Source organism: Mycobacterium zoologicum (assembly GCF_020181635.2).
Lineage (GTDB): Bacteria > Actinomycetota > Actinomycetes > Mycobacteriales > Mycobacteriaceae > Mycobacterium > Mycobacterium zoologicum.
This window is the reverse complement of sequence record NZ_JAYJJS010000017.1, coordinates 86,311-111,441: the sequence shown is the minus strand read 5'-3', so window position 1 is coordinate 111,441 and position 25,131 is coordinate 86,311. Positions and strand designations below refer to the sequence as shown.

Here is a 25,131-nt window from a genome sequence, read left to right as displayed (position 1 = left end):
CCCCCCCCCCCCCCCCCCCCCCCCCCCCCCCCCCCCCCGGGCGGTATGGCCGGCGCCGGTGGTGACGGCGGCACGAGCAGCGGCAGCGCGTCGGCGCTGGCCGGCAACCCCCTGGGCATCGCAGCTGGTGACGGCCACGCCGGTAACGGCGGTGACGGTGGCGCCGGTGGCGGCCAGGGCGGTAACGGCGGCGCGGCTACCGGAACGGCCGACGGCGGTGACGGCGGCAACGGCGGTGCCGGTACCGCCGGAGCGGACGGCACGGCCGGCACCGCGTTGGCCGGTGCGGCCGGCGGTAACGGCGGCGACGGCTCGGCCGGCAGCGCAGGCGGCAAGGGCGGTGCCGGTGGTACCGCGACCACCGGTGACGGCGGCAAGGGCGGCAACGGTGGAGTCGGCGGCAGCGGTGGAGCCGGTGGAGCCGGTGGTGCCGGCGGCACCGACGCCAATGGCAACGGCCTGGCCGGCGGTAACGGCGGTAAGGGCGGCGCGGCCGGCACCGGCGGCGCGGCCGGCGCGGGCGGCGCGAGCACCAGCGGCACCGCGGGCGCGGCGGGAACGGGCGGACTCGACGGCAGCGGCGGCGCGGGCGGCGCCGGTGGTAACGGTGGGGCCGGAGCCGCGGGCACTGACGGCGCCAGCTCGACGAGCGCGGCCGGTGGCAATGGCACCAACGGCGGTAACGGCGGCACCGCCGGCAACGGCGGCGCCGGCGGCACCTCGGGTACCGGCCAGGCCGGCAGCGGCGGAGTCGGTGGTACCGGTGGAGCCGCGGGTGCGGGCGGTAACGGCGGGGCCGGCGGTGGAGGCCTGGACGGCGGTAACGGCGGTAACGGTGGGGTCGGCGGCGCGGCCGGCACCGGCGGTGCGGCCGGTACGAGCACCAGCGGCCCGGCTGGAACCATCGGCGCCGACGGCACCGGCGGTTCGGGCGGCGCCGGCGGTAACGGTGGTACCGGCGGCGCCGGCGCGGCCGGTACCAACAACTCCAACGCGGCCGGCGGCAACGGAAGTGCCGGCGGCGACGGTGGTAACGGCGGCAAGGGCGGAGCCGGCGGCACCTCGACGGACGGCAACGGCGGTGCCGGCGGTGCCGGTGGACTTGCCGGTGCCGGTGGCGCCGGTGGGGTAGGCGGCAACGGCGGCACCAATGCCACCGGCGATGGCTTCGACGGTGGCAACGGCGGGGTCGGCGGTAATGGCGGCAACGGTGGCCTCGGCGGGGCCGGCGGTGCCAGCACCAGCGGCACTGCCGGCGGCGCCGGTGCCGACCGGGCCGGCGGGGCAGGCGGTCACGGTGGCGGCGGCGGTAAGGGCGGTACCGCCCAAGGCTCCGGCAACACCGGCGGCGACGGCGGCGACGGCGCGAACGGCGGCAACGGTGGCAGCCCGAGCGGTCCTGGTGGCGCCGGTGGAGCGGCCGGTAGCGGCGGCACCGGAACCGGTGGCGCCGCCAACGGCGGACCCGGTACCCCGGGTACTGACGGCGCGCCTGGCGCATAGCCGACAGCGCAGCCGGCTAGTCGCCGAGAAACGGCAACGGCCGCCGGGTCCTTCGGGATTCGGCGGCCGTCGTCGTCGGGGCAGCTAGCCGAACAGCGCGGCGATCTTCTCCTCGGGGGTCACCGGCTCCGGCAACCCCTCCAGCGTCTCGGTGCGTGGCAGTTGCACGGTCGGGTCGGCGAACTGCCGGTAGGCCTTCTCACCTGCCAGCTGCGCCAGCAGGTACCCGGTCAGCAGCGCGCGCACCCGTCGCTGCGTGCGCCGGTCCGACGTCGGCAGCCCGAAGAAACCGGTCAGCCGCCGGCCCTGCGGCAGCCCGGCCGCTGACGCCTTGCTGATCACCCGCAGCGTCGCCGTCGGCCAGGCGTGTGCCAGCTCGACGGCGTTGGAGCGCAACGCCGTCGGGCCGTCAGGCGCGCTGAAGATCGTCCCCGGAACATTGAGACCGGCCGCGGCCTGCTCGGCCGGCGGTGTGGTTATCGCCGGGAAGATGGCTGCCACCGCTGCGGGTTTCACCGACGACGCCGCCGCGGCGAACACCGCGGCCGAACCGCCGAAACCGTGGCCGGCGAGCGCGATCCGGCCCGCGTCGACGCTGATCCGGCCCGGCCCCAGCCGGACTTCGGTGGCGATCTGCAGCGCGCGACCCAAGTCGACGGCCAGGTCCAGCACCGAGGGCACCGGGCCCCGTGCGGTGTCTGGGGCCACCGCCACGATGCCCCACGAGGCCAGGTGCTCGAGCAGGCCCGCGTACCGTTGCGCGCCGGTCAGCCAGTCGTGGCCGAACGCCACCGCGGGCAGCCGGTAGCCCGACGTCGGGGTGTACACCACACCGGCCAGGCCCGCATAGGCCAGATCACCCCTGAGCACCCGGTGCGGGCCGGGACGGGTCAGGGAGGCGTGAAGGCGCTTGAGGCTGGCCATTCGATGACCGTAACTCATGGTGGCCGACAGTGATCGGACGTTGGCTGACCTGCACGATTGTTGGGGGTCCACCGCCGTTGCACTACCCTGAACAGCTATGTGCGGAATCGTCGGCTACGTGGGGCAGCGCCCTGCCCGCGAGGTAGTCGTCGAGGCTCTGCGGCGGATGGAATACCGCGGATATGACTCTGCGGGAATCGCCGTCGTCGACGGCGCCGGCCGACTGACCGTCCGGCGCAAAGCGGGCCGGCTCGCCAACCTCGAAGCCGAACTGGCCGCGACCGACCCCGCCCTGCTGGCCGGCGGAACCGGGCTGGGCCACACCCGCTGGGCCACCCACGGCAGGCCCACCGACGCCAACGCGCACCCGCACTGTGATGCCGCGTCGGAGTTCGCGGTCGTGCACAACGGCATCATCGAGAACTTCGCGGTGCTGCGCGACGAGCTCGAGCTCGAAGGCGTGGAGTTCACCAGCGAGACCGACAGCGAGGTCACCGTCCAGCTGCTGGCTCGCCAATACCGCCGGGGGGACACCGCCGGAGACTTCGTGGCGTCCGCACAGGCCGTGTTGCGCCGGCTGGAGGGCCACTTCACCGTCGTGTTCGCCCACGCCGGCGAGCCCGGCACCATCGTGGCGGCCCGCCGGTCCACCCCGCTGGTGGTCGGTATCGGCGACGGCGAGATGTTCCTGGGCTCGGATGTCGCCGCCTTCATCGAATACACCAGGGATGCCGTCGAGCTGGGTCAGGACCAGGTTGTGGTGCTCACCGCTGACGGCTATCGCATCACCGACTTCGCCGGTAACGACGACGCCGGCAACGCCCGGTCGTTCAAGATCGATTGGGACCTGTCGGCCGCTGAGAAGGGCGGCTACGAGTTTTTCATGCTCAAGGAGATCGCCGAGCAGCCCACCGCGGTGGCCGACACCCTGCTGGGGCATTTCGACCTTGGCCGGATCGTGCTCGACGAGCAACGCCTCTCCGATCAGGAGCTGCGCGAGATCGACAAGGTGTTCGTGGTGGCCTGCGGCACGGCATTCCACTCGGGCCTGCTGGCCAAGTACGCCATCGAGCACTGGACACGACTGCCGGTGGAGATCGAACTGGCCAGCGAATTCCGGTACCGCGACCCGGTTTTGGACCGCAGCACGCTGGTGGTGGCCATCTCCCAGTCCGGTGAGACCGCCGACACCCTGGAGGCGGTGCGGCACGCCAAGGAGCAGAAGGCCAAGGTCTTGGCGGTCTGCAACACCAACGGCTCGCAGATCCCGCGGGAGGCCGACGCGGTGCTCTATACCCGGGCCGGCCCGGAGATCGGCGTCGCCGCGACCAAGACCTTCCTGGCTCAGGTGACCGCGAATTACCTTGTCGGCCTTGCCCTGGCTCAGGCCCGCGGCACCAAGTACCCCGACGAGGTGGCACGCGAGTACCACGAGTTGGAGGGTATGCCTGAGCTGATCCAGCGGGTCATCGACGGCATGGAATCGGTCACCGAGCTGGCTCGGTGCTACGCGCAGTCGTCGAGCATCCTGTTCCTGGGCCGCCATGTCGGCTACCCGGTGGCACTCGAGGGCGCCCTCAAGCTCAAGGAGCTCGCCTACATGCATGCCGAGGGGTTCGCCGCCGGCGAGCTCAAGCACGGCCCGATCGCGCTGATCGAAGAGGGCCTGCCGGTGATCGTGGTGATGCCCTCGCCGAAGAATGCCGCGATGCTGCACGCCAAGCTGCTTTCCAACATCCGCGAGATCCAGGCGCGGGGCGCGGTTACCGTCGTGATCGCCGAAGAGGGTGACGAGACGGTTCGGCCCTACGCTGATCATCTGATCGAAATCCCCGCGGTATCAACGCTTTACCAGCCGCTGCTGTCGACCATTCCGCTGCAGGTGTTCGCCGCGGGCGTGGCGCAGGCCCGCGGCTATGACGTGGACAAGCCGCGCAATCTGGCCAAATCGGTCACCGTCGAGTAGCGGGAGTATTCAGTGCGACGTTTTCTGGTGGTGGTGGCCGCTGCGCTGGCCGTGTTCGCCCAGGCGCCCAATGCTGTTGCGGCAGGCGAGGTTCCGGATCTGGGTCCGCTGATCGACGACAGTGGGCCGCTGCCCGGCTCCGTCGGCGACCTCACCGGAACTCCCGATCTGGCGTTCACCACTCCGACAGGTCTGGCCTGCCGCAAGAGCCGCGGCAAGGTCACCCACAGTGTGGCCTGTGCGGGCAATATCATCGGCGCGCCGGCGGGAACCCGCGGCGTGAGCCTGGGCACCGTCTACGCCGACGGCAGCGGGCCGGCGCAGTTCCAGCCGTTCGCCCCCGAAGGGCTGCTCGGCGATCCGGCGAAGGTTCCGACGACCATGCTGTTGCCCGGCCACAAGATCGTGTTCTGGGACTTCTCGCCCACCCAGTCGCTGGTGTGCGGCATTCCGACCGGTACCGACGTGGTGTGTGTGCTGCACGCCGCACGCGAGAACGGGTCCAAGGGCGGCTCGCCGGTCACTCACGGGTTCGTCATTTCTGCGCCGCAGAGTCAGGTGTTCTGACACTCTCGACCGCGGGGGCTATCAGAGTGAGGGAGACCCACCTTGTCCCACGAGCCCGCCGCGCACGTCCTGCGCACCAGACTGCTGCTGATCCTGGGCATGGCGGTGTTCTTCATCGCGTCCTACGTCGTCACCGTCGGGCTCTACGAGCGGGCGGGATGCGGCTGCCCGCGTCAGCTCACTGACGGCCAGGCCGCGCCCGACGGAACGACCGTGACCATCGACCTCGAAGACCTGCTGCCGGTGAAGGGCACGCTGGCCGGAAAGGTCGCCATCAATCCGGGTCCAGCACTGCTCGATTCGGCCACCCACGGGCTCACCGAAGACCTGAGCATCGCGGTGCATTCGGCGGTCACGCCGACCAAGCGCAGCTGGACCAAGGGCATGGTTCCCGGCGAGTTCCCGGTGCCGCTGACGGTGTCCGGCAACTCGTCGAAGTGGCCGTTCGATCACTACCAGACCGGGCCAATCACCGTCGACATACTGCGCGGCGATTCCACAGTGCCGCAACGCATCTCACCGATATTCGTCGACCACATCGCCGGCTGGCGCAACGAGATCGCCAGCGACCATGAGGCCGGTCCGTATCGGGTGACGCTGCACCGGTCCCCGAGCACCGTGGCGTTCGGTGCCGTGATCGTAGGCGTGCTGATCGCCCTGGCCGCGGTGTCCGTCGTGGTCGCGAACCTGACCTTCCTGGGCCGTCGCAAATTCCAACCGCCGATGGCGACGTGGTACGCGGCAATGCTTTTCGCGGTGGTCCCGCTGCGAAACGCACTGCCGGACGCACCGCCGATCGGCTCCTGGATCGATGTCACGATCACGCTGTGGGTGATCGTGGCACTGGTGATGTCGATGCTGTTGTTCATCTATTGCTGGTGGCGCGATACCAAACCCGCGTCGGTGGGCTCAGACAACAGTTGACCGGCGAGCGTGCCGTTCGTATGTTGAGGGTTCGACGGCGAATGAGGGCTTCGGTGGGGCGTTGGGTACTGGCAGCGACGGTGGCGTCGGCAACTCTGATGATGACGGTGGTGCCGAATGCCGCTGCCGCACCGACGATTCCCGACATCGACTCTCTGATCGACGACAGTGGGCCGTTGCCTGCTTCGGTGAGTGATCTACGCCAGACCCCGAGCGTGGTGTTCGGTACCGAGTCGGGCGTGGTCTGCACGATGTGGCGCGGCAGGATCACCCACGACATCACCTGTGCCGGCGACATTCCGGGCGTGGCGCCCGGCGACGGCGCCGTGCAGCTACCGGGTATCTACGGGAAGGCAAGTGCACCGGCGCGTTTCGTGCCCGCACCGCCGGACGCGCTGGTCGCCGGAGAGCCTGCCGTGACGATTCCGGTGGGCCACAAGGTGGTGTTCTGGGATTTCTCACCCAGTGAGTCGATGGTCTGCGGGGTCCCGCCGTTCGCCGAGCTGGTTTGCGAGCTCAAGGAACCGCAGAACGCCACCGGTCCGGTGACCACCCACGGTTTCGTTATCGCGACCCCGCAGAGCTGGGTGTTCTGAAGCCGGCCCGCCCGATGCCGCTGGGATGAGCCTCTGTCGTGATCCCACCAGGCGTGGGCGGCCGAGCCGGTGACTCTGTGACGACCGGCGTATTCACCATGACCACCCGGTTCCTCGAACGCCATATCAGCGTCAGCGATCCACGGGATGGGTGACCGGATGGACCTCGACCAATCCCTCCAGGCCGGCAAAGTCGTCGGTGTTCACCGTGAACAGCGGCAGTCGGTGCACCGATGCGATCGACGCGATCATCAGATCGATCCGGCGGGGACGTTCCTGCCGGCCCGCCGCCAGGACTGCGGCGACGACGTGCCCGTAGCGGCGTGCTGCATCGGTGCCGAAGGCCAGTGGCTCGAACAACGCCTCGGCGTGCTGCAGCCGTTCGATGCGGCTGGCCCGCTCGGCGGGATCGTGGGTGTGGTGCGGTCCGGCGGCGAGTTCGGCCATGGTGATCGCACTGACCAGGATTTCGGCAGGCAGGTCAGCGGGGTCGATCTGATCGATCAAGATCAAGACGTTGGTGTCGACCAGGCCGCGTGGGGACCGCGTCACTCGGTTGCCCTCGGGGCGAACTGGCCTTCGCGATACGCCCGGTCGTAGGGGTCATAGATCGTGTCGTCGATCCGATCATCGCGATAGTCGCCGGGCTGGCCGCCGGGTGACAGTGCCGAGAACGCTCTCACCACCTCGTCCCGGGGTACCGCGGTGCGTCGCGGCGTACGGGCATGCGGAACCAGGTCGGCCACCGGTTGGCCGTCGACGGTCACGACGTAGGACTGCCCGGCGCGAACTTCGCGCAGGACGCGGCTGGATTCGTTGCGCAGTTCGCGCTGCGGAATGCGGGGAGCATCTGCCGTCGTCATTCGGACAGTGTAGCTTTAAGTGCTACGGGACTGCTACGACTGTTCAGGGATGCCGCGCGGTGACCCCACCGTCGACGACGATCTGGGTGCCGGTGATGAACGACGCCCGCGGCGACATCAGGAACGCCACCGCCTGGGCCACCTCGTCCGGCTGGCCGATACGCCCCAGCGGTGCCGCGGCCACGAAGCCGGCCGCGACTTCCTCGACGTCGAGTGCGATCTGCAGCATCGGGGTCTCGATGAAGCCTGGGCAGACGGCGTTGACCCGGATTCCGGCCGGGCCCAGTTGCGCGGCCATCGACCGGGTCATGCCCAGAAGGCCTGCCTTGGAAGCACAGTAGGCCGGGATGAAGGGGTTGGCCGTCAGCGCCTCGATGCTGGAGATACCGACCACCGCCGGGGCGCCGCCGGCCCGGGCGACCGCCTCCAGGTGCGGCAGCATCAGCTGCACCAGCATCGCCTGGGCGCGCAGGTTGACATCCATGACGGCGTCCCAGGATTCGCCGGTGTAGGCGCCGACCGGCTCGGGCAGCACCCGCCCGGCGGCGTGCACCAGCCCGTCGATGCCGTCGAGGGCTTCGGCGGCCGACGCGACCGCGCCGGGCAGCGCGGCGTCGTCGCAGACGTCGACCACCGCACCCGGCATGCCCAGCCCGTCAGCGATGTCGGTGACTCCGGTTGCGATGTCCCACAAAGCAACCCGGCGACCGTCGGCGACCAGGGCCTGCGCGCACGCCCGCCCGATCCCGGATGCTGCTCCGGTGACGACGACTCCGCTCATGGGTGGCCTCCCTGTCTGACGACGAACTGCGACCAGTCCGGTGCGCGCACCGCCGACCAGTACTCGTCGAGCCGCCACGGGCTCACGGTGTGGATCTCACCGTCGGCGTTCTTGAAGTAGGAGTGCTTGATCGCCGGGTGCGCCCAGACCGTCTTTTTGATCGCGTCCTGGGTGGCCCGATGCCACTCGGCGGCCGCCTGGGCGGTCGGCTCGACGGAGTGCAGCCGCTCGTCGGCGAGGCGGGCCAGGCAAGCGTCGATGTAGCGCATCTCCAACTCGGAGTTGAAGATCAGGCTGCCGCCGTGCGCCAGGTGCGCGCCGGGGCCGTAGATCAGGAAGAAGTTCGGGAACTGCGGCACGGTGATTCCCAGGTACGCGTACGGCCGGCTGCCCCACAGCTGGTGCAGGTCGGTTCCGTCGCGGCCGGTGACCTGCATCGGCGCCAACACGTCGGTGTGCCGAAAACCGGTGGCGTACACGATCACATCGACGTCGTGGTGCACGCCGTCCTCGGTCTGGACGCCGTGTGGGGTGATCCTGCGGATCGCAGTGCGGTTCAGTTCGACATTGTCGCGTTTGAGCGTCCCCAGCCAGGTGCCGTTGTCCTGCAGGGTGCGTTTCCCGGTCGCGGGATAGTCCGGCAGTACCTTGGCCAGCAGCTCGGCGTCGTCGCCGACCTGATCGGTGATCCACCCGGTGAACATCATTCGGGCCATCGCGTTGATCTCGCTCACGGCGTGGTCCTGGTCGGGATAGTCCGGGTCCACCCGCGCGGCTTCCAGGCCCTTGTCGGCTCCGGGCCACAGCAGCAGGAAGCGGTACCAGCGGGCGTAGAACGGCAGGTGCTCGAGAGCCCAGCGCACTCCGTCGCCGACCGCGTCGTGATACATCGGGTTGGGGAACATCCACTGCGCGGTGCGCTGAAACACCGTGAGGTGCTCCACTTTTTCCGCGATCGCCGGGGCGATCTGGAATCCGCTGGCGCCAGCCCCGATCAGTGCCACCCGCTTGCCGGTCACGTCGACGCTGTGATCCCAGGCCGCGGAGTGAAACGACGGCCCGGTGAAGCTGTCGGCGCCGTCGATGTCGGGCAGGTGCGGGCGGTTCAGCTGGCCGACCGCGGTGATCACCGCGCGTGCCCGGATCGCCGACAGCGTGCCGTCGGCGCCGCGCACGCTCAGAGTCCAGACCCCGTCGCCGTCATCCCAGGTGGCGTCGGTGACCTCGGTATTCCACCGGATGTGTTGGTCCAGATCGTGTTTGGCGACCAAGTCGGTGAAATACGCCTGCAGTTCCGGCTGCTCGGCGAAGTAGTGGCCCCAGCCGTTGTTGGGCTCGAAACTGAAGCAGTAGAAGTGGTTGGCGACGTCCACCCGGGCACCCGGATAGGTGTTCTCCCACCAGGTTCCACCGGGGCCGGCGTTCTTCTCGATGATGGTGAACGGAATTCCGGCCTGCGCCAGCCGGATTCCCGCCAAGACTCCTGATTCGCCGCAGCCGACCACCGCCACCGGCAGGTCCTTGGCGACGGCGTGGTCCAGCTCGGCGGGTCGGCGCGGGTCGACGCCTTCGAGATCGAGTTCCTCGGCGAGCAGGCCCAGGTAGGCGTCCGGCACGACTTCGCAGGCCGCCCAGTCCATCATCTCCTTGACCAGGTCGGCGGGCAGCGGCTCAGGTTGTGGGCAGCCGCGATCGCGATAGTCGGCGATCACCTCCAGCGCTTCGGCGCGGGCCCGGGCCTTGTCCTCCTCGGACATGAACCCCTGGATCTCGTTGAGGAAGATCCCGTTCTGCTTGTAGTCGCGGATGAATCGGGCGTCGCCGGTGATGTGCACGCACGACAGCAGCAGGGTGGGGATGCTGACCTGCTCCAGGGCGGCGGCGATCTCGGGCGTCGGCGTGCTGAACGGTTCCCCGGCGTAGCGGTTGCGCATCAATGCAGCCCTCTCCGTTTATTCGCTACCGGCCGTCGCGTAATTGACTCGGACGATACGCGAGCTGTCATGGCTGATCAAGGATTGTCATCTGTGCGACGCTGTACGCCGTGGTCCGCGTGAAAACCCGCCTCGAAGCAGCGTGGCACTTCGTGCACGCCGCACCGTTGACCTATCTGTGGCTGGCAGTGCTGCTGGTGACCACGGTGGTGCAGAACTCGGTCGGGCCGCGGCTGCACGCCATCCTCGTCGATCAGTCGACCAACCTGCACCACCTGGCCACCGACCCCTTCGAGGTGCTGATCGCGAGCCTGCTGTGGATCGACGGCAAGGACTGGACGCCATACCTGGTGCTGTTCACGTTGATCCTGGCGCCGGCCGAGCACTGGCTGGGCCACCGGCGCTGGGCCGAGGTCGGACTGGCCGCCCACATCGGCGCAACCTACATCAGCCAGGCCGCGCTGTACGCACTGATCAACCTGCGCCGCGAGTCCGAGCACCTGACCTACGCCCGCGACATCGGGGTCAGCTACTTCCTCGCCGGGGTGGCAGCCGTGCTGACCTACCGGATCCGCCGGCCCTGGCGCTGGGGTTATCTGATCGCGCTGATCGCGATCTTCACCGTCCCGCTGGTGATCAATCCCGACTTCACCGCGATCGGGCACCTGGCCGCGGTCGGCATCGGGTTGGCCTGTTACCCACTGACCCGGCACCGTCCCCACTAGCCTTGGGCAGCGAGGGAGGCAGCAGTGCGCCACTACTACACCGTTGAACAGATCCGCGCCGCCGAGGCGCCGCTGCTGGCGAGCCTGCCCGACGGCGTCCTGATGCGCCGGGCGGCGTTCGGGCTGACGACTGCGATCGCCGGCGAGTTGGTCTCGCGAACCGGCGGGGTGGCCGGCCGGAGCGTGTGCGCGGTGGTGGGTTCCGGTGATAACGGCGGCGACGCACTGTGGGCCGCGGCCCTGCTGCGCCGGCGCGGTGTGGCAGCGGCCGCGATCCTGCTCGATCCGGAACGCGCCCACGCCAAGGGGCTGGCCGCGTTCCGGAAAGCCGGCGGCCGCATCGTCGATACCGTGCCGGCCGCAACGGATCTGGTGATCGACGGAGTGGTCGGCATCTCCGGGCGGGGTGCGTTGAGGCGGAATGCCGCCGTGGTGTTCGCGGCGGTTGCCGCGGCGGGCATCCCGGTGGTGGCCGTCGACCTGCCCAGCGGCCTCGACCCGCACACCGGTGCGGCCGACGGGCCCGCGGTGCACGCGGTGCTGACGGTCACCTTCGGCGGCCTCAAACCCGTTCATGCTCTGGGGGAGTGCGGGCGCGTCGAACTGGTCGACATCGGCCTGGACCTGCCTGCCACCGACCTGCACGGCTTTGAAGCGGCCGACGCCGAAGCGCTCTGGCCGGCGCCCGGTCCCCGCGACGACAAGTACACCCAGGGCGTCACCGGAATCCTGGCCGGCTCGAAGACCTATCCGGGCGCGGCCATCCTGTGCTCCGGTGCGGCAGTAGCCGCCACCTCAGGCATGGTCCGCTACACCGGAAGTGCTGCCGCCCAGGTGGTTTCGCACTGGCCGGAAGTGGTGGTCGCACCGAGTGCCGCGGCTGCGGGCCGGGTGCAGGCCTGGGTGGTCGGACCCGGCCTGGGCACCGACGGCGACGCGGCCGCCGCGCTGTGGTTCGCGCTCGGCACCGACCTGCCGGTGATCGTCGACGCCGACGCGCTGACCATCCTGGCCGCGCACCCCGATCTCGTCGTCAACCGAACGGCACCGACGGTACTTACCCCGCACGCCGGCGAATATGCCCGGTTGGCCGGCCACCCGCCCGGTGCGGACCGGGTGGGCGCGGCCCGCGGGCTCGCCGACCAGATGGGCTGCACGGTGCTGTTGAAGGGCAACGTGACCGTCGTCGCCGACCCGCATGAACCCGGCCCGGTCTACCTCAACCCGGCCGGGGGATCCTGGGCGGCCACCGCCGGGTCCGGCGACGTGCTGTCCGGCATGATCGGCGCGCTGCTGGCCTCCGGCCTGCCCACCGCGCAGGCCGCCGCGGCCGCCGCCTTCGTGCACACCCGGGCGGCCGCAGCGTCGGCCGCCGACCCCGGACCCGCCGACACCCCGACGTCGGCGTCACGCATCGTGGCGCACATCCGCACCGCCCTGGCTCAGCTATAGAGGAGTTGTCGTGACCCATTCGCACCCGTCCGTCCCCGCGCACACCATCGCCCCGGCCTACACCGGCCGGATGTTCACCGCGCCGGTCCCGGCGCTGCGGATGCCCGATGACCCGATGGACCCGCAGACCGCCTACCGGTTCATTCATGACGAGCTGATGCTCGACGGCAGCTCACGGCTGAACCTGGCCACGTTCGTCACGACCTGGATGGACCCCGAGGCGTCGGCGTTGATGGCGGAGTCGTTCGACAAGAACATGATCGACAAGGACGAGTACCCGGCGACCGCGGCCATCGAGCAGCGTTGTGTGTGCATGGTCGCCGACCTGTTTCACGCCGAGAATCTGCGCGACGACGACCCGGCCAGCGCCGTCGGGGTGTCCACCGTCGGGTCCAGCGAGGCGGTGATGCTGGGTGGGCTGGCGATGAAATGGCGCTGGCGCTCGAAAATCGGCAAGTGGCAGGGTCGCACCCCGAACCTGGTGATGGGCTCGAACGTGCAGGTGGTGTGGGAGAAGTTCTGCCGCTACTTCGACGTCGAACCGCGCTACCTGCCGATGGCGCACGGCCGCTATGTGATCACCCCCGAGCAGGTTGTCGACGCCGTCGATGAGAACACCATCGGGGTGGTCGGCATCCTGGGCACCACCTACACCGGCGAGCTGGAACCCGTCGAGGCGATCTGCGCGGCCCTGGACACTCTCGCCGCGGGTGGCGGGCCGGACGTGCCGGTGCATGTGGACGCGGCCAGTGGCGGGTTCGTGGTGCCGTTCCTGCACCCGGATCTCAAGTGGGACTTCCGGTTACCGAGAGTGGTGTCGATCAACGTCAGCGGCCACAAGTACGGCCTGACCTACCCCGGTATCGGGTTCGTGGTGTGGCGCAGTGCCGACTATCTGCCCGATGAGCTGGTGTTCCGGGTGAACTACCTCGGCGGTGACATGCCCACCTTCACGCTGAACTTCTCCCGGCCGGGCAACCAAGTGGTCGGCCAGTACTACAACTTCCTGCGGATGGGCCGTGCCGGCTACACCGAGGTGATGCGGACGCTGTCCGACACCGCTCGCTGGCTGTCGCATCAACTGGCCGCGTCCGAGCACTTCGAGGTGATCAGCGACGGCTCGGCCATCCCGGTGGTGAGTTGCCGGCTGGCCGGCGATCGCGGCTACACCGAGTTCGATGTCTCCCACGAGCTGCGGACCTTCGGCTGGCAGGTGCCGGCCTACACCATGCCGGAGGGCGCCGAGGACGTCGCGGTGCTGCGGGTGGTGGTGCGCGAGGGCCTGTCGGCGGATCTGGCCCGGGCGCTGTTCGACGACATCATGAAGTCGGTGGCCGCGCTGGACCGGCTCAAGCCGGGTGGGCACTTCGACGATCAGCAGCACTTCTCGCACTGATTTCGGCGGCCTCACGGGGCATCCCGCGGGTTCTGGGACAATCGACGGTGACATGACTGCCCTATCTCGGACCTCCGGCCTGCTCGCGCAAGCGCTGGTAGACCTCGACGCCATCGCCCACAACGTGCGGGTGCTGGCCGAACACGCTGGTGCGGCCGGCGTGATGGCCGTGGTCAAGGCCGACGGCTACGGCCACGGCGCGGCCCAGGTGGCCCGTGCGGCACTGTCTGCCGGGGCGGCCGAACTGGGGGTGGCCACCGTCGACGAGGCGGTGGCATTGCGGGCGGCCGGCATCACCGCGCCGGTACTCGCCTGGCTGCACGGGCCGGGCACCGACTTCGCCCCCGCACTGGCCGCCGACGTGCAGATCGCCGTCTCCTCGGTGCGGCAGCTCACCGAGCTGCTCGACGGGGTGAGACGCACCGGGCGCACGGCGACGGTGACGGTAAAGGCAGACACCGGCATGAACCGCAACGGAGTAGGAGCCGCGGATTTCGGCGACCTGGTGACGGCATTGCGCCGCGCCGTCGCCGACGACGCAATCCGGGTGCGCGGGTTGATGTCCCACCTGGCCTGCGCCGACGAGACGGACAGCCCGGTCAATGACGTTCAGGGGCAGCGGTTCTCCGATCTGTTGACCCTGGCCCGCGCCGACGGACTGGAGTTCGAGGTCGCGCACCTGGCCAATTCCGCGGCAGCGATGACGCGGCGCGACCTGGCCTACGACCTGGTGCGTCCGGGGATCGCGGTGTACGGACTGAGTCCGATCCCGGAGCGCGGTGACATGGGTCTGATTCCGGCGATGACACTGAAATCCGTTGTGGTGTTTGTTCGCTCGATCAAAGCCGGGGAGGGCGTCTCCTACGGCCATACCTGGGTCGCCGATCGCGACACCACCGTGGCGCTGGTGCCGATGGGCTACGCCGACGGCGTGTTCCGCCCGCTGAGCGGACGCTTCGACGTGCTGATCAACGGCCGGCGCCGCCGCAGCGTCGGGCGGGTGTGCATGGACCAGTTCATCGTCGACCTGGGCCCCGGGCCCGTCGACGTCACCGAGGGTGACGAGGTCGTGCTGTTCGGGCCCGGGTCGGCCGGCGAGCCGTTGGCCCAGGACTGGGCCGACGCGTTGGGAACCATCCACTACGAGGTGGTGAACAGCCCACGCGGGCGGGTGGTCAGGACGTATCGGGGCGCCGATGGCCGATAGGAGGCGCGGGTGGCGGGCCGGCGGCTGGCTCGCGGGTGCGGCCGGGGTGGCCGCGGTCGGTGCCATCGCCGGAACCACCGTCGCCCGCTCGATGACACGGCGTATCAGTCGCGATGATCCTTACGCCGGCGAGGATTTCGAGATCCTGGAGCACGATCACAGCTCGGTGGTGGTCACCGACGACGGTGTCGAGTTGGCGGTGCGCGACGTCGGTCCGCGTGATGCGCCGCTGACGGTGGTGTTCGCGCACGGCTTCTGCCTGCGGATGGGTTCCTTCCATTTTCAGCGGGCGCGACTGGCCGCCGAATGGGGTGCCCAGGTCAGGATGGTCTTCTACGACCAGCGCGGTCACGGCGATTCAGCGAGCCTCGACGAAGGAGAGGCGAAGCTGGGACCGCCGCGTAGGCACGGCGATTCAGCGACCGCCTCGCCGAAGACTTACACCGTGCCCCGGCTCGGCCGTGACCTGGAGGCGGTATTGGCGGCGACGGTGCCCCGCGGCCCGGTGGTACTGGTGGGGCATTCGATGGGCGGCATGACCGTGCTGGCACACGCCCGGCAGTTTCCCCAGCACTACGGCAACCGCATTGTGGGCGCCGCGCTGATATCGTCTGCGGCCAAGGGGGTTTCACGATCCCCTCTGGGGGAGGTCCTGCGGAACCCGGCGCTGGAGGCGGTGCAGTTCAGCGTCCGCTACGCGCCGAATCTGGTGCATCGCGGGCGTGGAGCGGCCCGCCGGGTGATCGCACCGATCCTGCGCGCCGCCTCCTACGGCACCGACGAGATCAGCCCGAGCGTGGTGGCATTCTCCGAGGCGATGATGCATGCCACCCCGGTACCCACCATGGTGGGCTTCCTGCATGCGCTGGAGGTGCACGACGAAAGTGCCGCGCTGACAACGCTGGCCAAGATCCCGACCCTGGTCGCCTGCGGTGATCACGACCTGCTCACCCCGGTCGGCTATTCGCGGGCGATGGCGGCCACGCTGTGGGACTGCGAGCTGGTGATCGTCCCCGGCGCCGGACACCTGGTGCAACTGGAGGAGCCCGACGCGATCGACGAGGCTCTGGTTCGGTTGGTGGAGCGCGCCACGCCGCGCCGGGCGGGGCTGACCCGCCGGCTGCGCCGGAAGGCCGGGCGCCAGTGATCCAGACGCAGACCCTGGCCACCGCAGAAGATACCGTCGCGCTGGGCGCCCGGCTGGGCGGACAGTTGCGGGCCGGCGACGTGGTGGTGCTGAGCGGTCCACTCGGGGCCGGAAAAACGGTGCTGGCCAAGGGGATCGCCGCCGCACTCGACGTCGACGGTCCGGTCACCTCCCCGACGTATGTGTTGGCCCGCGAACACCGCCCGCGCCGGCCCGGAACTCCGGCGATGATCCACGTCGACCTGTACCGGCTGCTCGACACCGACGGCCTGGATCTGCCGGCGGAGTTGGACTCGCTGGACCTCGACACCGAACTCGACGACGCCGTCGTCGTCGTGGAGTGGGGTGAGGGCCTGGCCGAGCGACTCTCCGAGCGGCACTTGGACATCCGGCTCGACCGGGGCGCGGACTCCGAAATGCGCACCGCGACATGGCGGTGGCACACACCGTGACCGGGGTGATCCTGACCATCGACACCGCCACGCCTGCGGTCACCGCGGGCCTGGTGGCCCCGGACCGGCGCACGCTGCTGGCCGAGCGGGTCACCCTCGACGCTCGCGCGCACGCCGAGCGGCTCACCCCCAATGTGCTGGCCGCCCTGGACGATGCGGACCTGACCATGGCCGATCTGACCGCGGTGGTGGTGGGTTGCGGGCCGGGGCCGTTCACCGGGCTGCGGGTCGGGATGGCCAGCGCGGTGGCCTACGGCCACGCCCTGGGGATTCCGGTGTACGGGGTGTGCAGCCTGGACGCGATCGGGGTCCGCACGTCCGGTGAGACGCTGGTGGTCACCGACGCCCGTCGCCGCGAGGTCTACTGGGCGCGCTACCGTGACGGGATCCGGACCGCCGGACCGGGAGTTTGCGCACCGGCCGACGTCGACCCGGGTGATGCCGTCGCGGTGGCGGGTTCGCCCGCGCACACCGGGCTGTTCGGCCTTCCGGTGCTCGACATCTCCTATCCGATACCCACTGGACTGGTTGCGGCGGTAGGGGATTGGGATGGCGAGCCGGCGCCGCTGGTGCCGCTGTATCTGCGCCGGCCCGACGCCAAGCCGTCGGTATCGGCCGCACCGCCGGTCACTTTGGGGGCGCTCGCCGGCACCGACGCCGACCGGTGCGCTGAATTGGAAGCCCAGCTGTTCGGCGGTGACGACCCGTGGCCGGCCGAGGCGTTCAGCCGGGCGATCGGGGCGCGCGACAACCACTACGTCGCCGCCCGGATCGGTGACACCGTGGTCGGCTACGCCGGTATCGCGCGGCTGGGCCGCAGTGCGCCATACGAATTCGAGGTGCACACCATCGGGGTGGACCAGGCACACCAGGGCCGGGGCATCGGGCGGCGGCTGCTGGCCGATCTGCTGGAATACTCCGGCGGCGGGGTGGTGTACCTGGAGGTCCGGACCGACAACGCCCCGGCGATCGCGCTGTACCGCGACGTCGGCTTCGTCGAGATGGGCGTGCGCAAGGGCTACTACCGCAACGGCGCCGACGCCTACACCATGCGGCGGGAAGCAGTCTCATGACAATAGTTCTGGCCATCGAATCCTCTTGCGACGAAACAGGTGTCGGCATCACCCGGCTGGCACAGGACGGCACGCTGACCCTGCTGGCCGACGAGGTGGCCTCCAGCGTCGAAGAGCACACCCGGTTCGGCGGGGTGGTGCCCGAGATCGCGTCGCGGGCGCACCTGGAGGCACTCGGCCCGACCATGCGCCGGGCGCTGGACAAGGCGGGCATCGAACGTCCCGACGCTGTGGCGGCCACCATTGGGCCGGGCCTGGCGGGGGCGCTGCTGGTGGGTGCGGCCGCGGCGAAGGCCTACGCGGCGGCCTGGGGGGTGCCGTTCTACGCGGTCAACCACCTGGGCGGGCACCTGGCCGCCGACGTCTACGAGTTCGGTCCACTGCCCGAATGTGTGGCCCTGCTGGTCTCCGGCGGCCACACCCACCTGCTGCACGTGCGGTCACTGGGGGAGCCGATCGTCGAGCTGGGCAGCACTGTCGACGACGCCGCGGGGGAGGCCTACGACAAGGTGGCCCGGCTGCTCGGGCTGGGCTACCCCGGCGGGCGGGTGCTCGACGAGCTGGCCCGCACCGGCGACCGCGAGGCCATCACGTTCCCGCGCGGCATGACCGGCCCGCGCGACGCCCCGTACGTGTTCAGCTTCTCGGGGCTCAAAACGGCCGTCGCCCGCTACGTCGAGAAGACCCCGGACTACTCGCCGGCCGACGTGGCGGCCGGTTTCCAGGAGTCGGTCGCCGACGTGCTGACCGCCAAGGCGGTCCGGGCGGCCACCGAACTGGGGGTCGAAACCCTGCTGATCGCGGGCGGGGTGGCGGCCAACTCCCGGCTGCGTGAACTCGCCGAACAGCGCTGTGCGGCAGCAGGTCTGGCCCTGCGCATCCCGCCGCCGCGACTGTGCACCGACAACGGGGCGATGATCGCGTCGTTCGCCGCGCACCTGATCGCCGCCGGCGCGCCGCCGTCGCCGCTGGACGTGGCCACCGACCCGGGCCTGCCGGTGGTGCAGGGCCGCGTCAGCTGACCCGCTTCCCCTCCTCGCCGAGCGTGCACCAACGTCCGGCATTCCCCCAGGTCGAAGTGGACCTTGGTGCACGCTCGGCGGGAAGGGTAGGGGTTCACCGGGTGACGATCAGCAGGTTGTTGCCGGTGCCCCAGGCCTGGGTGAAGGTGGCCAGCGGGATCTGCTCGTCGCGGCCGTCGGGGGTGCCGCTGTCGTTGAGATGCACCACGTCGTTGGCCGTGTCGACCCCGGTGACGACGACGGCGTGGTCGGCGTCGGTGCGCTGTCCCTGTCCGGCCGGGTAGTTCCAGATCGTTTCGGCGTTGAGGCCGGCGATCACCTTGCGGCCGGCCGCCAGATCCTGTTCCAGACCCGTCAGGGTGTTGCCGGTGCTGAGCTCGGATGCGACGCCGTAGTGCTCCAGCAGGGCCACCATGTCCTGCGGTGAGGTGCCGTCGAAGGCGTAGATGCTGCCCTGGTGGTCGGTGCTCGGGGTGAACAGGCCGCGCAGTTCGATGCCGATCTGCAGCGGCTCATGCCCGGTGACCTGGCCGACCACGTCGGCGACCGCCATCAGGCCGCAGTCCTCCTGGTGCTGGTAGCGCCAGTACGGGGCGGCGGCGCCCGGGTCGCCGTACATCTGGCCGTTGGGGTCGGCGTGGGCGGTCCCGACCAGGCCGATCGGGGCCAGAGTGAGCAGGGCGAGCAGGGCGGCGATACGACGGTGAATGAGCATGACGCCAAGTATCGTCCCGCGATGGAATTTGTCGAGGCGTTCACCCTCGGCGCAAAGCACAGGCCACCCTTGAGTGCTAGCACTCTCATGTATAGAGTGCTAGGTGGCAGTCGGTCGGTTCCTCGCTCGGCACCCGCGACGACGACGTGAGGGCTCGCACGATTGCCGAAACCTTAAGTAAGTACGTTCCGATGGGCTCGGCTGGCGCCGGGTCGCATCCAGACACATGTGGAGGGCTCCAATCGTGGCGAGCGTGAACATCAAGCCACTCGAGGACAAGATCCTCGTTCAGGCCAACGAGGCCGAGACCACGACCGCTTCCGGTCTGGTCATTCCCGACACCGCCAAGGAGAAGCCGCAGGAAGGCACCGTTGTCGCAGTCGGCCCCGGCCGCTGGGACGAGGACGGCGACAAGCGGATTCCGCTGGACGTTGCCGAGGGTGACGTCGTTATCTACAGCAAGTACGGCGGCACCGAGATCAAGTACGGCGGCCAGGAGTACCTGATCCTGTCCGCGCGCGACGTGCTGGCGATCGTCAACAAGTAGTCACAAACGACCACCGTGCCCGCCCCGGAGATCCCCGTTTCACGGGCGATGTCCGGGGCGGTGCTCGTGTAAGGAAAGTAGATCCATGAGCAAGCAGATTGAGTTCAACGAGGCCGCCCGCCGGGCCATGGAAGCCGGCGTGGACAAGCTCGCCGACGCGGTCCGGGTGACGCTGGGCCCGCGCGGCCGCGCCGTGGTGCTGGCCAAGTCGTTCGGCGGCCCGACGGTGACCATGGACGGTGTCACCGTGGCCCGCGAGGTCGACCTGGAGGACCCGTTCGAGAACCTCGGCGCCCAGCTGGTGAAATCGGTCGCCACCAAGACCAACGACGTGGCCGGCGACGGCACCACGACGGCCACCGTGCTGGCGCAGGCCATCATCTCCGCCGGGCTGCGCAACGTCGCGGCCGGCGCCAACCCGATCGCGCTGGGCGCCGGTATCGGCAAGGCGGCCGACGCAGTGTCGGAAGCGCTTCTGGCAGCGGCCACCCCGGTCGCCGGCAAGGAGTCGATCGCGCAGGTCGCCACCGTGTCGTCGCGCGACCCGGAGGTCGGCGAAATGGTCGGCGAGGCCATGACCAAGGTCGGCGCCGACGGTGTTGTCAGCGTCGAGGAGTCCTCGACTCTGAACACCGAGCTGGAGATCACCGACGGCGTAGGCTTCGACAAGGGCTTCCTGTCGGCGTACTTCGTCACCGACTTCGACTCCCAGGAGGCCGTCCTGGAGGACCCGCTGATCCTGCTGCACCGCGACAAGATCAGCTCGCTGCCGGACCTGCTGCCGCTGCTGGAGAAGGTTGCCGAGGCGGGCAAGCCGCTGCTGATCATCGCCGAGGACGTCGAGGGCGAGCCGCTGAGCACCCTGGTGGTCAACGCCATCCGCAAGACGCTCAAGGCCGTTGCGGTCAAGGCGCCGTACTTCGGTGACCGTCGTAAGGCGTTCCTGGATGACCTCGCGATCGTCACCGGCGCCCAGGTGATCAACCCCGACGTGGGTCTGACCCTGCGCGACGCAGGCGTCGACGTGCTCGGCACCGCGCGGCGCGTGGTGGTCAGCAAGGACGACACCGTGATCGTCGACGGGGCCGGCACCGCCGAGGCCATCGCCGGGCGGGTCAAGCAGCTGCGCGCCGAGATCGAGGCGACCGACTCCGACTGGGACCGCGAGAAGCTCGAAGAGCGGCTGGCCAAGCTGGCCGGCGGTGTGGCCGTGATCAAGGTCGGCGCGGCCACCGAGACCGCTTTGAAGGAGCGCAAGCACCGGGTCGAGGACGCGGTGGCGGCGGCCAAGGCCGCGGTCGAGGAGGGCATCGTCAGCGGCGGCGGTACCGCGCTGCTGCAGGCCGGGGCGGTGCTGGACAAGCTGCGGTCCTCGCTGAGCGGTGACGAGGCCACCGGCGTCGACGTATTCGCGTCCGCGCTGAGCGCACCGCTGTACTGGATCGCCACCAACGCCGGCGTGGACGGCGCGGTGGTGACCAGCAAGGTCTCCGAGCTGCCCGCCGGGCAGGGCTTCAACGCCGCGACGCTGACCTACGGCGACCTGGCCGCCGACGGCATCGTCGACCCGGTCAAGGTGACCCGTTCGGCCGTTTTGAATGCCGCCTCGGTGGCGCGGATGGTGCTGACGACGGAGACGGCGGTGGTGGAGAAGCCGGCCGAGGCCGACGACCACGCCGGGCACGGGCATCACGGGCACGCGCACTAGGTAGTACGACGTGAACACCCCCCGGTCCTGTTGGGCCGGGGGTGTTCTCGTTCTCGGAGAGATCCGCGAACCTGCCGGTCTGATGTCAGCAGCGCTGTGAATGTGCTGAAGCCAGTTGGTTCGACGACTCTCAGCCGGATAGTTTTCTGAGCGCGCAATTAGTGCGCTCGATAATCGTCCAGCCGGTGGACGATCTCGTGAGGGGGAGGTTCACCATGTCGCAACAGCACGCCGACCGCGCACAGCATCGGATGCACCGGGGTGGCCGTCGTGCGTTGGCCACCGGTTCCGCGGTCGGAGCGGTCCTGTTCGGCATGGGAGCGCTGGCCCCGGCCGCCCGCGCCGACGGCCTTGACGACCTGTTCGACCCGACGCTGCTGGCCGGCCTGTTCGACTCGACGGCCGGACACGCGGACGGCTTCGCCGATGCGCTCCCGGGCTCCGCGGGCGCTACCGACGTCGCCGACTTCTTCACGACCTTTGATCAGTACCTCAACGAGGTGCTCCCGGCCGACATCGGCCCGCTGATCAGCGGCATCTATCAGGCGGGCGAGAGTCTGATCGGCATGAAGATCTTCGATCCGATCAATGCGCTGTTCGCATTCGACGACCACTGCGGTCTGATCTGCAACGGGGCCGACGCGAGCGCGACGGTCGACTCCACCACAGGTGCGCTCACCGACGTTCAGGCCGCCGGCGACGGTGGCTGGCTGTTCGGCGACGGCGGCAACGGAAACTTCACCTACACCTACGACGGTGAGACCCACACCGTCGGGCTGTCCAACGGCGGTGACGCCGGGGCGTTCGGGCTCGGTGGTAACGGTGGGCAGGGCGCTGACGCGACGCTGGCCACGGTTGCCGGCACGGGCTTCGACGGCGGTGCCGGCGGCACGTTCATCGGCCAGGGCGGTACGGGCGGCCAAGGTGGCGCCGGGATCGCCGGTGGCACCGCAGCGCAGGAGGTCGGCGGCACCGGCGGTGCGGGCGGTTCGATCGCCGCTTCGTTCTACGGCGTCGGTGGCCAGGGAGGCCAGGGCGGCACCGGCGCCGCCGGTATCGACGGTGTTGCCGCAAACGACGGCAGCGTAAGCGTCACCGCGACCGACGGCGCCACGGGCGGTAACGGTGGCACCGGTGGTGACAGCACTAATGGCTTGATCAGCCTGGGCGGCTTGGGCGGCTGGGGTGGGACCGGCGGCGACGGCGGCGCCGCGGCACCCGTTGCCGGCGCCAGCGCCGGCGACGGCGGCACAGGCGGAGTCGGTGGTGGCAGTGGGTCGGGCATCCTGGGCTCCGGCTTCGGCGTCGGTGGCACCGGGGGCACCGGAGGCGCGGCGACGTTCGCCGGGCAGACCGCCGGCGACGGTGGAGCTGGCGGTGCGGGTGTCAACGCCGCGGTCGGTCAGCTCGGTGGCGACGGTGGTGCCGGCGGCAATGGCGGCACCGCGGCCGTCGTCGGCAGTGGCGCGAATGCCACCCCGGTCGACGATGTCACCGGGGGCAAGGGCGGCGCCGGCGGCGCCGGTGGCACTGCAGAGGCCACCGTCAACGGCGACGGCGGTATCGGCGGCCACGGTGGCACGGGCGGCGACGGTGGCGACGGAACCGGTGACGGCTCGGGTGGCACCGGGGGCGCCGGTGGCGACGGCGGCGCGGTCGACGGCAACGCCACTGGCACGCAGGGTACAGCTGGTGCCGGCCCCAGCGGTCTCACCGGCGGCACGGGCGGTGCCGGCGGTGCGCGCGGCGGTACGGTGGCAGCACAGTCCTCGACCGGTAGCGGCAGCAGCTGATCGCCGCGAACTGACGGCCGGCCGACCGCGACCAGACGCTAAAGGCCGCTCAGTACGAGTTGGTGAACAGCAGCACCAGCGAGTCCCACACGCTCTGGAACGGATCGCTGTTGGCGACCCCGCTGAACAACAGCGCGTCGAGCCAGGCGTCGAAGCCGTTGATGTCGTCGTCGTTGATGTTGACGTAGGTCAGCAGGCCGTCGGTCGTGGTGGTGGCGTCGGCGATCTGCTCCGGAGTCAGCCCCAGGTACTCGACGTGCGAGCCGAAGATGTTCAGCAGTGCGCCCCAGAATCCGTTGGCGGCGTAGGAGTCTACGAAGTTGGCCACCGGGTCGTCGGGCAGGCTGTAAATGGTGGTGGGGTACAGGTCATTCGGCGTCGAGCTGCCCAAGCTGGCATCCATACCGGTGAAGCTGAGGAAGGCGTCGGTGAACTGGGTGCCCAGCGTCGCGTTCATGGCCGCTTCCAGGTGTTGCCAGACGCCGTCCGGGTTGGAGGGATTGCCGATGAATACGAAATGCATTGCATCGCTGGGGATTCCGTACGCAGCGAGTTGTTCCATGGCCATCGATCCGGCGGTGGCGCTCTGCGAGTAGCCGAAGATGGTCAGCGGATGGTCGGCGTCGAAAGCGCCTGGATTGGCGTTGAATTCGTTCTCCACGGCGAGGACGAGCTTGAGCGCGTCGGCAGCGTTGCTCTGCTGGAACAGCTCGGGCGTGGTCAGCACCTGCAGCGGGGCGCTGCACGGGTCGGTGCCGTCCATGTGGCAGACCATCGAGCCGGTCGAGCCGCCGTTGAAGCCCAGTGCGTTGAGGTACAGCTCTTCTGCCGAGCGTGCGTACTCCGGCGACGGGGTCGGCTGGCCGGTTCCGCCGAGGATCAGTGCCGTCACGCTGCCCGCCAGCGGGCCGGTGGTGGCCAAAAGCAGTGCATCGGTGTTCAGGGCGCCGGCGGGTGGGCTGATCGCCAAGCCGGTGGCCGCGACGATGACGCCGGCCGCGGCCAGGTGGCTGAACTTGTCGTACCGGATGGGCCCGTCCTTGAGCCGCGCAGCATGAAACATGAGACCTCCCCGTTGTGTGTCATATGTGAATATCACATTCTCATTAATGAGTCTAGGATTCTCGTCAGTGGAATCATGGCATGTCGCAGGTGGTTTGTGGTTAGCTACGGCCGGGAAAGGGTATTGATTCGCCGTGACGTTGAGCATGCAGCGTAAGCAGAGGAGATCACCATGAACCCAGTGGCGGCCACTGAATTGCTGGCCCGTTCGGCAACATTGACCAGTGTGGGCTGGATCGGCTACATCATTATCGGCGCGATTGCCGGCTGGATCGCGGGCAAGATCATGAACGCCCAGTACGGTCTGCTCACCGACATCGTCGTGGGTGTCGTCGGCGCATTGATCGGTGGATTTGTGCTCAGCTTCTTCCTCGACACCGCGGGCGGTGGCTGGTGGTTCACCTTGTTCAGCGCGGTCCTGGGTTCGGTCGTCCTGCTGTGGTTGGTGCGCACGCTCGGCGGGCGCGGGGCGTGAGGGCGGGAATGATGATGAAATACATTGCGGTTGGGGCTATGGCCCTGGGTGTGCTGCTGTCCAATGGGTGCTCGGCGTCGCAGGTGGTCAACACCGGTGGCGACACCAAGTGCAAGGACTTCGTCGACCAGGACGAGAAGAAGCAGGACGACGAGATCACCAAGATGCTCAAAGATCACAGCGGTACGGAGCCCGCCAGTCTGGAGATCTCCGCAACCCGCCTATCGGTATCGGCGTACTGCAAGACTCTGGGCAAGCCGGACAGCAAGATATCCGAGGCGCCGCACGGCTGATCCGCT

24 protein-coding genes and 2 pseudogenes are annotated in these 25,131 nt (G+C 69.5%); 19 read left to right on the top strand and 7 right to left on the bottom strand.

What is annotated here, in order from left to right; translation table 11 throughout:
- Positions 1-276 precede the first annotated feature (276 nt).
- Positions 277-1,500 (top strand): annotated as a pseudogene (locus K6T84_RS14995) (hypothetical protein); the annotation flags it as partial.
- Between the two features lie 87 nt (positions 1,501-1,587).
- Here K6T84_RS14995 and K6T84_RS14990 read toward each other — a convergent pair.
- Positions 1,588-2,427 (bottom strand): dienelactone hydrolase family protein, encoded by an 840-nt coding sequence (locus tag K6T84_RS14990; protein WP_225400542.1) that lies wholly within the window; start codon positions 2,425-2,427, stop codon positions 1,588-1,590.
- Positions 2,428-2,524: 97 nt separating this feature from the next.
- Here K6T84_RS14990 and glmS point away from each other — a divergent pair, with 97 nt between their 5' ends.
- The 4 genes from glmS to K6T84_RS14970 all read left to right on the top strand — a co-directional run bounded on the left by glmS (position 2,525) and on the right by K6T84_RS14970 (position 6,480).
- On the top strand, positions 2,525-4,393 hold the full coding sequence (glmS, locus tag K6T84_RS14985) for a glutamine--fructose-6-phosphate transaminase (isomerizing) (RefSeq protein ID WP_225400541.1): 1,869 nt from the start codon (positions 2,525-2,527) through the stop codon (positions 4,391-4,393).
- A gap of 12 nt (positions 4,394-4,405) precedes the next feature.
- Entirely contained in the window at positions 4,406-4,960 is a 555-nt protein-coding gene (locus K6T84_RS14980; protein WP_225400540.1) for a hypothetical protein, read from the top strand.
- 99 nt (positions 4,961-5,059) lie between these two features.
- The gene (locus tag K6T84_RS14975) at positions 5,060-5,884 is read left to right on the top strand and encodes a DUF4436 domain-containing protein (RefSeq protein ID WP_225402046.1); all 825 of its coding nucleotides are present in this window, start codon (positions 5,060-5,062) and stop codon (positions 5,882-5,884) included.
- 53 nt (positions 5,885-5,937) lie between these two features.
- Positions 5,938-6,480, top strand: a complete 543-nt coding sequence (locus K6T84_RS14970) for a hypothetical protein (RefSeq protein ID WP_225400539.1) — start codon at positions 5,938-5,940, stop codon at positions 6,478-6,480.
- A gap of 132 nt (positions 6,481-6,612) precedes the next feature.
- Here the strand turns inward: K6T84_RS14970 and K6T84_RS14965 are convergent, their stop codons facing one another.
- The 4 genes from K6T84_RS14965 to K6T84_RS14950 are packed head-to-tail and all read right to left on the bottom strand — an operon-like array spanning position 6,613 to position 10,058.
- Entirely contained in the window at positions 6,613-7,032 is a 420-nt protein-coding gene (locus tag K6T84_RS14965; protein ID WP_224862340.1) for a type II toxin-antitoxin system VapC family toxin, read from the bottom strand.
- Complete coding sequence (locus K6T84_RS14960) at positions 7,029-7,343, bottom strand: type II toxin-antitoxin system Phd/YefM family antitoxin (protein ID WP_224862338.1); 315 nt, start codon at positions 7,341-7,343, stop codon at positions 7,029-7,031. The genes K6T84_RS14965 and K6T84_RS14960 overlap by 4 nt, the downstream gene beginning before the upstream one ends.
- A 43-nt stretch (positions 7,344-7,386) precedes the next feature.
- Complete coding sequence (locus tag K6T84_RS14955; protein ID WP_225400538.1) at positions 7,387-8,124, bottom strand: SDR family NAD(P)-dependent oxidoreductase; 738 nt, start codon at positions 8,122-8,124, stop codon at positions 7,387-7,389.
- Complete coding sequence (locus tag K6T84_RS14950; RefSeq protein WP_225400537.1) at positions 8,121-10,058, bottom strand: flavin-containing monooxygenase; 1,938 nt, start codon at positions 10,056-10,058, stop codon at positions 8,121-8,123. The genes K6T84_RS14955 and K6T84_RS14950 overlap by 4 nt, the downstream gene beginning before the upstream one ends.
- 110 nt (positions 10,059-10,168) lie before the next feature.
- Here K6T84_RS14950 and K6T84_RS14945 point away from each other — a divergent pair, with 110 nt between their 5' ends.
- From K6T84_RS14945 to tsaD, 9 genes and pseudogenes are all read left to right on the top strand, one after another.
- Positions 10,169-10,783, top strand: coding sequence for a rhomboid-like protein (locus K6T84_RS14945; RefSeq protein WP_408066118.1), 615 nt, complete (start codon positions 10,169-10,171; stop codon positions 10,781-10,783).
- 24 nt (positions 10,784-10,807) lie between these two features.
- Positions 10,808-12,235 carry an NAD(P)H-hydrate dehydratase gene (locus tag K6T84_RS14940; protein WP_225400536.1) on the top strand — a complete coding sequence of 476 codons (1,428 nt, stop codon included), beginning with the start codon at positions 10,808-10,810 and terminating at the stop codon, positions 12,233-12,235.
- A gap of 10 nt (positions 12,236-12,245) precedes the next feature.
- Positions 12,246-13,631 carry a glutamate decarboxylase gene (gad, locus tag K6T84_RS14935; RefSeq protein WP_224862330.1) on the top strand — a complete coding sequence of 462 codons (1,386 nt, stop codon included), beginning with the start codon at positions 12,246-12,248 and terminating at the stop codon, positions 13,629-13,631.
- Positions 13,632-13,683: 52 nt separating this feature from the next.
- Positions 13,684-14,838 carry an alanine racemase gene (alr, locus tag K6T84_RS14930; protein ID WP_225400535.1) on the top strand — a complete coding sequence of 385 codons (1,155 nt, stop codon included), beginning with the start codon at positions 13,684-13,686 and terminating at the stop codon, positions 14,836-14,838.
- A complete protein-coding gene (locus K6T84_RS14925) occupies positions 14,828-15,985 on the top strand; it encodes an alpha/beta fold hydrolase (protein WP_225400534.1) in 1,158 nt (385 codons plus the stop codon). Before alr ends, K6T84_RS14925 begins: the two co-directional genes overlap by 11 nt.
- Positions 15,982-16,437, top strand: coding sequence for a tRNA (adenosine(37)-N6)-threonylcarbamoyltransferase complex ATPase subunit type 1 TsaE (gene tsaE / locus K6T84_RS14920; RefSeq protein WP_224862325.1), 456 nt, complete (start codon positions 15,982-15,984; stop codon positions 16,435-16,437). The genes K6T84_RS14925 and tsaE overlap by 4 nt, the downstream gene beginning before the upstream one ends.
- Positions 16,416-17,042, top strand: a pseudogene (gene tsaB, locus K6T84_RS14915) (tRNA (adenosine(37)-N6)-threonylcarbamoyltransferase complex dimerization subunit type 1 TsaB); the annotation flags it as partial. The gene tsaE and the pseudogene tsaB, both read left to right, overlap by 22 nt.
- A gap of 27 nt (positions 17,043-17,069) precedes the next feature.
- Positions 17,070-17,510 carry a ribosomal protein S18-alanine N-acetyltransferase gene (rimI, locus tag K6T84_RS14910; protein ID WP_224865940.1) on the top strand — a complete coding sequence of 147 codons (441 nt, stop codon included), beginning with the start codon at positions 17,070-17,072 and terminating at the stop codon, positions 17,508-17,510.
- Complete coding sequence (gene tsaD / locus K6T84_RS14905; RefSeq protein WP_224862316.1) at positions 17,507-18,532, top strand: tRNA (adenosine(37)-N6)-threonylcarbamoyltransferase complex transferase subunit TsaD; 1,026 nt, start codon at positions 17,507-17,509, stop codon at positions 18,530-18,532. The genes rimI and tsaD overlap by 4 nt, the downstream gene beginning before the upstream one ends.
- A 94-nt stretch (positions 18,533-18,626) precedes the next feature.
- Here the strand turns inward: tsaD and K6T84_RS14900 are convergent, their stop codons facing one another.
- On the bottom strand, positions 18,627-19,247 hold the full coding sequence (locus K6T84_RS14900) for a C39 family peptidase (protein WP_225400533.1): 621 nt from the start codon (positions 19,245-19,247) through the stop codon (positions 18,627-18,629).
- A gap of 244 nt (positions 19,248-19,491) precedes the next feature.
- Between K6T84_RS14900 and groES the strand changes: the two genes are divergently transcribed.
- The 3 genes from groES to K6T84_RS14885 all read left to right on the top strand — a co-directional run bounded on the left by groES (position 19,492) and on the right by K6T84_RS14885 (position 23,295).
- The gene (gene groES / locus K6T84_RS14895; protein ID WP_224972953.1) at positions 19,492-19,794 is read left to right on the top strand and encodes a co-chaperone GroES; all 303 of its coding nucleotides are present in this window, start codon (positions 19,492-19,494) and stop codon (positions 19,792-19,794) included.
- An 85-nt stretch (positions 19,795-19,879) separates the two neighbouring features.
- The gene (groL, locus tag K6T84_RS14890; protein ID WP_225400532.1) at positions 19,880-21,502 is read left to right on the top strand and encodes a chaperonin GroEL; all 1,623 of its coding nucleotides are present in this window, start codon (positions 19,880-19,882) and stop codon (positions 21,500-21,502) included.
- A gap of 215 nt (positions 21,503-21,717) precedes the next feature.
- Positions 21,718-23,295 carry a hypothetical protein gene (locus K6T84_RS14885; protein WP_255613088.1) on the top strand — a complete coding sequence of 526 codons (1,578 nt, stop codon included), beginning with the start codon at positions 21,718-21,720 and terminating at the stop codon, positions 23,293-23,295.
- Positions 23,296-23,344: 49 nt separating this feature from the next.
- Here K6T84_RS14885 and K6T84_RS14880 read toward each other — a convergent pair whose 3' ends face one another.
- A complete protein-coding gene (locus K6T84_RS14880) occupies positions 23,345-24,358 on the bottom strand; it encodes a PE-PPE domain-containing protein (protein ID WP_225400531.1) in 1,014 nt (337 codons plus the stop codon).
- A 171-nt stretch (positions 24,359-24,529) separates the two neighbouring features.
- Between K6T84_RS14880 and K6T84_RS14875 the strand changes: the two genes are divergently transcribed.
- Complete coding sequence (locus K6T84_RS14875; RefSeq protein WP_225400530.1) at positions 24,530-24,832, top strand: GlsB/YeaQ/YmgE family stress response membrane protein; 303 nt, start codon at positions 24,530-24,532, stop codon at positions 24,830-24,832.
- Between the two features lie 11 nt (positions 24,833-24,843).
- The gene (locus tag K6T84_RS14870; RefSeq protein WP_224862304.1) at positions 24,844-25,125 is read left to right on the top strand and encodes a hypothetical protein; all 282 of its coding nucleotides are present in this window, start codon (positions 24,844-24,846) and stop codon (positions 25,123-25,125) included.
- Positions 25,126-25,131 lie beyond the last annotated feature (6 nt).

Coding starts and splice junctions, on each gene's coding strand:
- groL (WP_225400532.1), top strand. CDS start 19,880: ATGAGCAAGCAGATTGAGTTCAACGAGGCCGCCCGCCGGGCCATGGAA.
- K6T84_RS14880 (WP_225400531.1), bottom strand. CDS start 24,358: ATGTTTCATGCTGCGCGGCTCAAGGACGGGCCCATCCGGTACGACAAG.
- K6T84_RS14875 (WP_225400530.1), top strand. CDS start 24,530: ATGAACCCAGTGGCGGCCACTGAATTGCTGGCCCGTTCGGCAACATTG.
- K6T84_RS14960 (WP_224862338.1), bottom strand. CDS start 7,343: ATGACGACGGCAGATGCTCCCCGCATTCCGCAGCGCGAACTGCGCAAC.
- tsaD (WP_224862316.1), top strand. CDS start 17,507: ATGACAATAGTTCTGGCCATCGAATCCTCTTGCGACGAAACAGGTGTC.
- K6T84_RS14955 (WP_225400538.1), bottom strand. CDS start 8,124: ATGAGCGGAGTCGTCGTCACCGGAGCAGCATCCGGGATCGGGCGGGCG.
- alr (WP_225400535.1), top strand. CDS start 13,684: ATGACTGCCCTATCTCGGACCTCCGGCCTGCTCGCGCAAGCGCTGGTA.
- K6T84_RS14900 (WP_225400533.1), bottom strand. CDS start 19,247: ATGCTCATTCACCGTCGTATCGCCGCCCTGCTCGCCCTGCTCACTCTG.
- glmS (WP_225400541.1), top strand. CDS start 2,525: ATGTGCGGAATCGTCGGCTACGTGGGGCAGCGCCCTGCCCGCGAGGTA.
- K6T84_RS14870 (WP_224862304.1), top strand. CDS start 24,844: ATGATGAAATACATTGCGGTTGGGGCTATGGCCCTGGGTGTGCTGCTG.
- K6T84_RS14950 (WP_225400537.1), bottom strand. CDS start 10,058: ATGCGCAACCGCTACGCCGGGGAACCGTTCAGCACGCCGACGCCCGAG.
- K6T84_RS14975 (WP_225402046.1), top strand. CDS start 5,060: ATGGCGGTGTTCTTCATCGCGTCCTACGTCGTCACCGTCGGGCTCTAC.
- K6T84_RS14925 (WP_225400534.1), top strand. CDS start 14,828: ATGGCCGATAGGAGGCGCGGGTGGCGGGCCGGCGGCTGGCTCGCGGGT.
- K6T84_RS14990 (WP_225400542.1), bottom strand. CDS start 2,427: ATGGCCAGCCTCAAGCGCCTTCACGCCTCCCTGACCCGTCCCGGCCCG.
- K6T84_RS14885 (WP_255613088.1), top strand. CDS start 21,718: ATGTCGCAACAGCACGCCGACCGCGCACAGCATCGGATGCACCGGGGT.